2 protein-coding genes are annotated in these 2214 nt (G+C 59.6%); both read left to right on the top strand.

The window, feature by feature from the left end:
* Positions 1-1041, top strand: a 1041-nt coding sequence (locus B0O95_RS15075; RefSeq protein ID WP_146064122.1) for an AMP-binding protein, incomplete at its 5' end; no start/stop codon positions are given.
* The gene (locus B0O95_RS15070; protein ID WP_104078556.1) at positions 1025-2170 is read left to right on the top strand and encodes an acyl-CoA dehydrogenase family protein; all 1146 of its coding nucleotides are present in this window, start codon (positions 1025-1027) and stop codon (positions 2168-2170) included. The genes B0O95_RS15075 and B0O95_RS15070, both read left to right, overlap by 17 nt.
* Positions 2171-2214: the final 44 nt, after the last annotated feature.

Raw genomic sequence — 2214 nt, 5'->3', positions numbered from 1 at the left:
TCCGGGACACCGAAAGGGGTCGCAATAAGCCAGCGCAACGCGGTGAGCTTCGTCGAATGGGCCTCGGCTGCCTTCAATGTAACAGCACAAGACCAGGTATCCAGCCACGCTCCATTGCACTTCGACCTGTCGATCTTCGACCTTTATGTCTCCGTTAAGAACGGCGCATGCATTCACCTGATCGACGCCGACCTTGCTGCAAGCCCACGTCATCTCGCCACATTCCTATCCGCCCGGGCGATCACGGTTTGGTATTCGGCACCGGCCATTCTAGGTATGCTGGCCGAACAGCACAAGGGGCGCAGCCTTGCTCCGAACCGGCTACGGCTCGTGCTCTTCGCCGGGGAAGTCTTCCCCATCGCAAAGTTGCGCAGGTTGCTGCAGCTGTGGCGCAAACCAGCCTACTACAATCTGTACGGCCCCACCGAGACCAACGTGTGCACTGCTTACCGTGTCCCCAAACCCATACCGGCAGAGCGCGTCGAACCGTTGCCGATCGGTCATCCCTGCGACCACTGCAACACAATCGTCGTCGATGAGCATCAACGACCGGTACCCGACGGTGAACCCGGCCTGTTATGCGTCACAGGGCCCTCTGTCGTGACCGGCTATTGGAATGCTCCCGAGAAAACGGCTCAGCGATTCTTTCAACTCGACGGCCAACGCTGGTACAACACCGGGGACATCGTTCGCTCCTCGTGCGAAGGCTACCTCTTCCTGGGGCGGCTTGATCGTATGATTAAGCGTCATGGATACCGGATTGAGTTGGATGAGATTGAATCGTGCCTGGCAGCGCACCCTGAACTGACCGCCTGTGCGGTGGTCAGCTCCGGTTCCGACGGGAACACCACCATCACGGCATTTGTCGTGGCCCGCGATGCCCCGGTCTGCCCAACAGATTTGAGTCGGTTCTGTTACAACCGACTCGCACGGTACATGGTGCCCGACCAATTCCGCTACCTTCCTGATCTGCCCCGCACCTCGACGGGCAAGACCCACTATCAACTTTTGGAGCGTCAGTGCGATGCCAAACCCAATTGATGAACGACGAATCGCGCTGCGCGAGCATGCCGCCTGTTTTGCCCGCGACCAGCTCAGTACAGACATCGCAGCCTCCGACCGTGCCAGCACTTTTCATCGGGACGGCTGGCAGCGATGCGCAGAATTTGGCCTATTCAGTATGGCCATACCCGAGAATTGCGGCGGAGCGGGCGCGCCTCTGTCCGACCTGCTTGCCGTCATGGAAGGCCTGGGGTACGGCAGCGAAGACCTGGGACTGCTGTTCTCGCTCAACGCTCACCTGTGGACCGTCGCCCTGCCGCTGGCCATCCACGGCACACCGGCACAGCGCTCGCGCTTTCTGCCAGGCTTGATGGATGGCTCGTTGATTGGTGCCAATGCCTCGACGGAAGACGAAGCAGGCTCGGACGTGTTCTCCCTGCGCACCCAAGCTGTACGAGACGGCGACAGCTATGTCCTGAACGGTTCGAAAACCTACATCACCAACGCCCCCATCGCTGATCTGTGCGTCGTCTACGCCACCATCGACCCCACGCTCGGTCCACTTGGCGTCACCGCGTTCCTAGTCGAGACGACAAACCCAGGCCTGGAGCTGAGCCCGCCTTTGGAAAAGATGGGACTGCGCACCGCACAGATGGGCCGGATCACGCTCAAGGACTGCCGTGTCTCGGCCGATGCGATACTGGGACGAGAGGGACGAGGCGTCAAGGTCTTTGAAAGTGCCATGGAATATGAACGTGGGTGCATCCTTGCGACCACGTTGGGTGCCATGCGTCGCCGCCTTGAAGCATGCATTACCCACGCGCGTACCCGCCGCCAGTTCGGCCAACCCATTGGGAAGAATCAGGCCATCTCCCACCGTATTGCCGACATGAAAGTCAACCTAGATGCCGCGTGCGAACTCGTCTACCGGGTAGGGCGGCTCAAGGATGCGGGTAAGGATGCCACGATGGAAGCGGCCTGCGCAAAGCTGTTCGTCTCTGAGACGTACACTCAATTCTCGATAGACGCACTGCGCATTTACGGCGCACAAGGCTACCTCGCTCAAAGCCCCACTGAAAGAGGGCTGCGCGACGCCATCGCATCCATCCTCTATTCGGGGACATCCGATATTCAACGCAACATCATTGCCACCGAACTGGGATTATGAACCGACATAGTACAGCGATGCGCCAGCGCAGCGATCGAATCAGG

Source organism: Mycetohabitans endofungorum, assembly GCF_002927045.1.
In the GTDB taxonomy this organism is placed as follows: domain Bacteria; phylum Pseudomonadota; class Gammaproteobacteria; order Burkholderiales; family Burkholderiaceae; genus Mycetohabitans; species Mycetohabitans endofungorum.
The sequence above is the reverse complement of the archived record's forward strand: the minus strand, read 5'-3'. Positions and strand labels throughout refer to the sequence as shown.